This window comes from uncultured Mailhella sp. (genome assembly GCF_944324575.1).
Taxonomy (GTDB): domain Bacteria; phylum Desulfobacterota; class Desulfovibrionia; order Desulfovibrionales; family Desulfovibrionaceae; genus Mailhella.
The window spans coordinates 1-7,167 of record NZ_CALUWV010000167.1; the positions used below are offsets into that span (position 1 = coordinate 1).

A 7,167-nucleotide genomic window follows, 5' to 3' on the forward strand; every position below is an offset into this window, starting at 1 on the left:
AAATAACGATGGTTCGATCAGTGGTGTGGCTGGAGATGAGAATGGAACCGTCATCTTCAACATAACCATATCCAATGTCGGAAACGTTACTCTTGATATGACCGGCTACGGCTCGCTTGTTCATCCCCATGGAGGATCGACAGCTGAACATCATGATGAAACTGTTTCCATTACAGGTGTTGAAGTTACGCTTACGGTGACGGACACCGATGGTGACAGCGACAGTGCGTCTACCGATCTGGTTCTTACCTTCGAAGACGATGGGCCGGGACTGACTGTGACCACGGACACTGAGCCTGACGTGCCGGATACGCCTGTCAATAACCTCGGCAGCGGCGAGGCGTTTTCCTTTGTTCCGGTTATGCCGGAAAAGCCGAATGTTTCGGATTATGAAGGAGGAGAAACCGATCCAGAGTATCAGCAGGCGTTGGAAGAGTATGCGAAAGAGGTCGAAGCTGCGAAAAATAAAGCGGAAAGCATGGCCGACAAGCCGGTTGATTCTGCAATTCTCTCCGAGAACGGATGGAAGGGCGTTTCCATTTATGCCGGCAAGGTGACCTATAATGCTGACGGCACCGTTAAGGAGCTGACCACCCCCGATGACTATACGCTGAAGTACAGCAAGTATGCCAGTACTGCTGGTCACTCTGCCGCCGACTGGGGCATCATGGTTGCAAGCCCTGCTGATGATGATGTTTGGTGGGCAGACGATAATTATGAAACCAACGTCATTGACGGCAATGCCAGCGAAGCCATTGTCATCGACCTTGGAGACCAGCTTGCTTATGGCATAGAGCTTTCTTTCGGGGCGTTCTATTCCAACTATAAGGGTGATGAAGATGCGGAAAAGCTGCTGATCACCTTTTACAGAGGCACTGAGATCGTGGAGTCACGCTTTGTCGACAGTGTAGAAGTGGATCCTTCAAATACGGGCAAGGTTACGTATTCTACAGAGTTGATAGCGGGTGGCTTCGACAAGGTGGTCGTTTCCGCAGTTCTTGGAGAAAATGACCGTGAAAGCAGCTTTACGCTTCAGGGTGTGGACTTTGTAACTGCTCCTTCGGCTATTGCCGTTGCATCCGGCGAGCTGGATGTTGCATCGGGGGCCGACGGTTATGCCGAGGCCTTTGCCGTGGCGAATGTGCAGTTCGCCATGGAGCAGATGTTCTCCCCTCAGCCCGACGGTACATACTCCCTTTCTATTCTTGATGGTAACAACGAGCCTAAATCTGCCACTGTCACTGTCATGATTGATGACATGGGCAACTCCCGACTCACCGCAACGGTAGGCGGTAAAGAACTGTTCGCGGCCACGTTGGAAAAGGACGGCGATGGCTGGTCCTGGAAAATGGAGCAGTATCAGGAGTTCAAGGTCGTTGGAGCTGATGGTTCGTCGACGACGTTTGAGCTGCAGTTCATCACCGAGGACGGCGACGGGGACACCATGGTTCAGTCTGCTGTTATTGCATTGGAGTTCGTCACTGATCCTGTCATTACCATTGCTGACGAAGATGCTACACTGACGACCGACGAAAGTTACATCAGTTCTGCCGACGGGCAGCCGGCAGGCAGTGGAGAACCTGCGGACAGTGATGGGGTCACGGCTGAGGATTCGGGCTCGTTCAGCGTGAATCTGAATGGAATGGCCTATACGCTCGTTATAGAAGGACGGAACGACCAGTCTCTGACACTTCATTTTGACAGGGAAGGCAACCTTGTTTCAGAGGAAGGAGAGCCGATTGCGCTTGATAGTGCTGTCGTGAGCAGTACTTATGGCCATTTGACGATTACTTCTGCTCACGCGACGGATGGGACGCTCACCGTTACGTACACCTACACACAGGACAAGGCCTTTACTCATCCTGAGGATAGCAATGCATTTGATGCAAAGGCCGACAACGCGGACGGCTTTACTGTGACGGTGACGGATACTGCCGGCAACAGCACCGACAGCGCCATCTCCGTGACCATTGAAGACGACGGGCCTGTAATCACCGCAGAGAATCCCGCTTCTGTTCACGCGGCGCATACGCATGAGGGAATTGTAGAAGGGACGTTCACTGTCAATCATGGTGCGGACGGCGCCCAGAGTACGACATTCAGCTATACGGATGAAGATGGCAACTTACATACCTTGAGTCAGCAAACCACGATAACCACTTCCGGTGAAGGTTGGCCGGAGGGCGTTTCTGTTGAAGAGGTGTCGTCGACGGAGACGCGCGGAGAGCCGCAGACAACGACGGGGGAAGTGTACTATGATTGGGGTATACCTATACCCTACCGTGACGTTACAACAACGACGGCAGTGACCAGAACTTATATTACTGACGACGGATATGTCATTACGGAAACGTATGTCGAGACGAGCGTTCAGCAACAGGTAAAGTGGTGGGGATCCTGGAGTGCGAATGGAGATCCTGAGGTCTCCAAGGACGAGTCTGTCTACACTTGGACGCATACAGAGACGCCGACCGAGCCCACCTATGTTTATCAGGATCAGGGAAATGATTACACGGTAACGGTGGTACAGGGGGCGACGGACGCTTCCGGCAACACTCAGTATGAATACAAGGTGGAATATGACTCCACCACCGTGGGTGAAGGCTTTGAAGGCACGTTGAGCGTATCCGCTACGGACGGCGATCGTGATACGGTCGTAAAGGATATCGTCATCACGGTCAGCAACGACGCGCCTGTGGCAACGGACGACTCCTTCACCATTTATAAGGAAGTGGAAGAAACCAGCACTGTATCTGCTTCCGCCAGCGCCACGCTCCCGGGCAGCATGATCACCGTGGGTGGAAGCTCTGAACTCGATGAAACCGATGTCCAGTGGGCAGAAGGCAATAACCATGGTGGGCATACTGCCATCCAGGTCTATGCCGGCCGCAACGCTCTTTTCGGTGAGGTCTTTACCGATCTTGGCGACAACAAGCTGACCATGGAACAGCTTGCGGGAGCTGCCAACATCTACGTCTATGACGGGGGAGATCTGCAGAAGGCAGTAGAGTACGCTGCGCACAACTCCCTGCTGCTGTATATCAAGGGGGATTTGAAGACCTCTGATTTGGCGGGGGAGCCTCTTTCCTGTGTAACCATCGTCACCGGTGATTTGACTGTTGACAGCAATGCTTCCATCAAGAGTTTCCTCTATGTGGCGGGAGACGCCACGATTGGCAATCGGGGGGCTGGAGACATCAAGCTGACCGTGAGCGGCGGTCTGGCCATTGAGGGCAATTTGGAGGTGAGTTCCGGAAGGTATGAAACAGTCTCCGTTGAAGTAGAACATACGGAAGATGTGTTTACGCCGAGCAACGTCATCATCTCGGAGGAAGTGGAGTCCACGGATCAGCCCGAGGCTCAATTGACTATTTCTTTCAAAGAACTGTTGACGAACGACAGTGATGATGACAGCACAGCGCCCGTCAATGACGGGATGGAGATTTCTTCCATCACCATCAACGGTACGGTCTATACGACAAATGCTGACTGCTCCGACATACGCTATTCCGAGACAACGACGATTTCGATCGACTGGGAGAAGGAAACCATTACGGTAACCAATACCGGGGAGAACAGCGAGTCCATCGGGTTCGATTATACGGTACAGGACTTCCACGGCGCAACGGATACGGCTTCCGTTACGGTCAACGTGTCGGCCAATACCGGCGCGGGTTCCATGGGAGACGACCTTATTCAGGGCGCGACAAACACATTCTCCACAGGCAGCAATTATAATATTGCCATTGCCTTGGATACCTCAAGCAGTATCAGTAACAGCGATATTGATACCGCACAAGAAGCCATAAGCAATATGCTCAAGGGAATGCGTGATCAGCTTGCTACCGCTGGCGATAATCATCAAGTCAATGTCATGTATATTGATTTTGATACTGTTGTTCGAAGCAGTACTGAGATAACAATAACAAAGAATACAACAGATGATGATATAGAACTCTTTATAGAGAAGAATTCGTTTACTACTGGTGGAGGTACAAATTATGATGCAGCTTTTTATGCCATGTCACAATGGTTTAATGAAGTTTCAAATGAAAATACAATCAATAAAAGTTACTTTATAACTGATGGTAATCCGTCTTTTTCTTATCAGGATACGGTAAGTTGGGGTAAAGGTAGTAATTATCATGAAGTAACGATTCCAAAAGGGGCGACAGATGGTACAGTCGTATATGATCAAAACGGAAATAAATATACACTTGAATTGACCAATGATGGGTGGTTAAAGATAAAAGGTGTCAGTGGCAGTACACTACAATGTGTTTTGAAAGGTAATGGTCAGGGAGGAGATATTTATTTTGAAGATAATGAAGAATCCTACAATGCACTTAAAGAACATTGCGAATCTATCCATGTCATCGGTATCAACAAAAATGATAGTTCCCTGAATAGTGAGGAGTTGAATCGGTACGATTCCGATGGGGCGGCTCAGATCATCAGCAGTCCCGATGAACTGGAGCAGGCTTTGGATGTGGAGAACCACAATGCTCCCAAGGCCGACACCATTTTCTCCAGCGCCGGAGACGACGTCGTGTTCGGCGATGCGGCCAGAATGTACCTTCATGGAAAGGAAGTGACACTGGCGACCTATGTGGCAGCCATGCTCGGAACTGTTCCCTCCACCAAGGAAGTGCTGGACTATGTGCACGAGCATGCCGAGGAAATCAACGCCAACCTGGTGGTGAACATGGACGACAAGAATCCCGATCAGCCCGACGCTTTGCTGGGCGGTACGGGAAATGACGTTCTGTTCGGACAGGGCGGCGATGACCTGCTTATCGGTGACGGCAGCGATGCGGCATCCGGCAGCGGTGGGCAGGATACTCTGGACCTGCTTATTGAAAAGTACGGATTGGAGCCGCAGGAGAACAATACCTCGGTCACCACGCAGCAGATAGTGGATGCCATCCATGGCAGCAGCGACACGCTCAGTGATTGGCTGGAAGGATTGGACAGCGGCGGCGCTGCCGGTACTGATAAGGCTGACGGCAACGACCAGCTTTTCGGTGGTTCGGGCAATGACGTGCTTCTTGGCATGGGCGGTGACGACAAGCTCTTCGGCGGAGCCGGGGACGACATCCTCATCGGCGGCGCGGGCAACGACTACCTCGACGGCGGCGACGGGCAGGATGTCATGTACGCCGGTTCCGGGGACGACGTGGTGGTCTATGACCACAGCGACTACCTCATCGACGGCGGCAGCGGCATAGACGCGCTGCTTGTGGATAAGAGCGAGTTCACAGGTGCCATAACCGACCTTCTCGGAAGCCATAGCGAGAAGGCAGACGGTCAGCCTCTGGTCAACGGCTTTGAACTTGTCATTACCGGAGACGGCATCGACAAGCTCGGCCTCACTTCCCTGAGCGATTTCGGCATCACCGTCAATCATGACGATGACAAGTCAAGCGTGACGCTGGGAGAAGACTGGACGCTGGCAGCTGATAGAGCAACGGCAACAACCAAGATAGAGGGTGTTACTCTTACCGTGCACATCGACAGCAGCATACAGGAGGTGGTCGATCAGGCGGTTCAGAACATTGCCAATGCCAACGGCTGATGATTGAAGGCAGGGGGGGCGACGCCCGAGCGGCGCTCATCCCCCGGCCTTGCCGGATGAAAAACAACAGGGGGCGGAAGGCAGACTTTCGCCCCCTGTTTTCATGAGTGCGGCGTGCCTTTGCGCGAGACTCATGCGGAAGGCATTGCCCTGCGGGGCCGGCGGGGATAATGATTGGAAAGACGATGACGCGGTGAGGATACATGAAGTTTCTGTTCTGCAACGACAGCTATCCGGGGCAATTCGGAATCATGCCCGCGCAACTGGCCTCCGAGGTCGGAAACGAGGTGATGTTCCTGTCTTTTTATCCCCGGCAGGAGGCGGTCACGCCGGGCATCATGCATGCCCGGCTGAAAATAGACCGGGGAAGCGTGCCGCCGGGAAAGGACTGGTATGAGGCGGAGTGGGAAAAGAGCGTCAAGGCCTCTGCTCAGGCCGGCCGGACGTTCTGCCGTCTTCGGGATTCGGGCTTTGTTCCCGACATCGTGCTGGTCAGATTCCATGCCGGGCTGACGCTGTTTCTCCGTCACGCCTTTCCCGATGCGTTCATCGTGCTCTACCCGGACGTCATCCGAAGCCGGGGCGATTCCAGAGAGAGGGCGGCCCGGATGCAGGCCATGCGGGACATACAGGTCAGTCAGATGGTCCGAAGCAATGTGTGCTTTGTGCAGAGCGCCGGGCAGAAGCGTCTTTTTCCGCCGCTGCTCCATCCCGTCATACGGGTATGCCCTCCCATGGTGGACACGGCGTTTTTCTCCCCCGGACACGTTGATCTGTCGTTGTTCTTCCCCGACGCCCGTCCGGAGGAGAAGGGCGAGCTTCTGACCTTTCACATGAAGGGCGAAGACGCGGTGAACCAGCAGATGGTGCAAATGCTGCTCGGGCTGCTCGTGCACCGTCCGGCGTGCCGCATTGCCCTGTCGTTCGGAAACAACGGATGCAGAAGGCAATGGGAAGCGCTGCACGGAGCCCTTGCGGAAAACCTGCGCCATCGCCTGTTTATTGCCGGAGGTCTCGACCGGAACCGCTACAGAACGCTTTTGAGTTCCAGCACCGTGCACGTCTTTCCTGAAATATCCTCGCTGCTCATACAGGAAGTGCTTGAAAGCATGAGCTGTGAAAGCCTGGTCATGGCCCCCTTTGCCGAAGACGGCGACGTGCTGACCCATGACACGGCGGTGGATTTTTCGGAGAAGGATCCTGCCGGACGGTTCAGAACGATCTGCCGCGTTCTTGACGACATGAATGCCTTTGACTCTGTACGCAGGAACGGAAGGCGGCTGATTGTGGAACAGTACGACGAGGCGAAGGGCATGCGCGCGCACATCGCGCAGATTCTGAAAGCCTTTGAGGACAGCAGAAACGCCGCAGCAGGGGACTGAGCCCGGACAAGCACTCCTGAATCCGGCGACTTTGGCGGGACTGCCCGGCAGAGCGGCGCGGCGGATTGTCGTTTTGTCGTCGTCTCGTCGCGCCTTGCCCGAGGGAACGGCCCGCGAGGAACAAGGGCTCACGAACGAAACGGCCTTCGTTTTTCGACTCCCGTGGCACGTCGCCAGATCGGAAGAGCGTCGTGTAGGGAAAGAGGGTAG

The 7,167-nt window shown here is 53.9% G+C and carries 2 protein-coding genes; both read left to right on the forward strand.

Features of this window, described 5'->3' with window-relative positions; translation table 11 throughout:
• The first annotated feature begins 97 nt into the window (after positions 1-97).
• Complete coding sequence (locus tag Q0J81_RS11055) at positions 98-5,575, forward strand: VWA domain-containing protein (protein ID WP_294447902.1); 5,478 nt, start codon at positions 98-100, stop codon at positions 5,573-5,575.
• 203 nt (positions 5,576-5,778) lie between these two features.
• Complete coding sequence (locus Q0J81_RS11060) at positions 5,779-6,957, forward strand: hypothetical protein (RefSeq protein WP_294447903.1); 1,179 nt, start codon at positions 5,779-5,781, stop codon at positions 6,955-6,957.
• Positions 6,958-7,167: the final 210 nt, after the last annotated feature.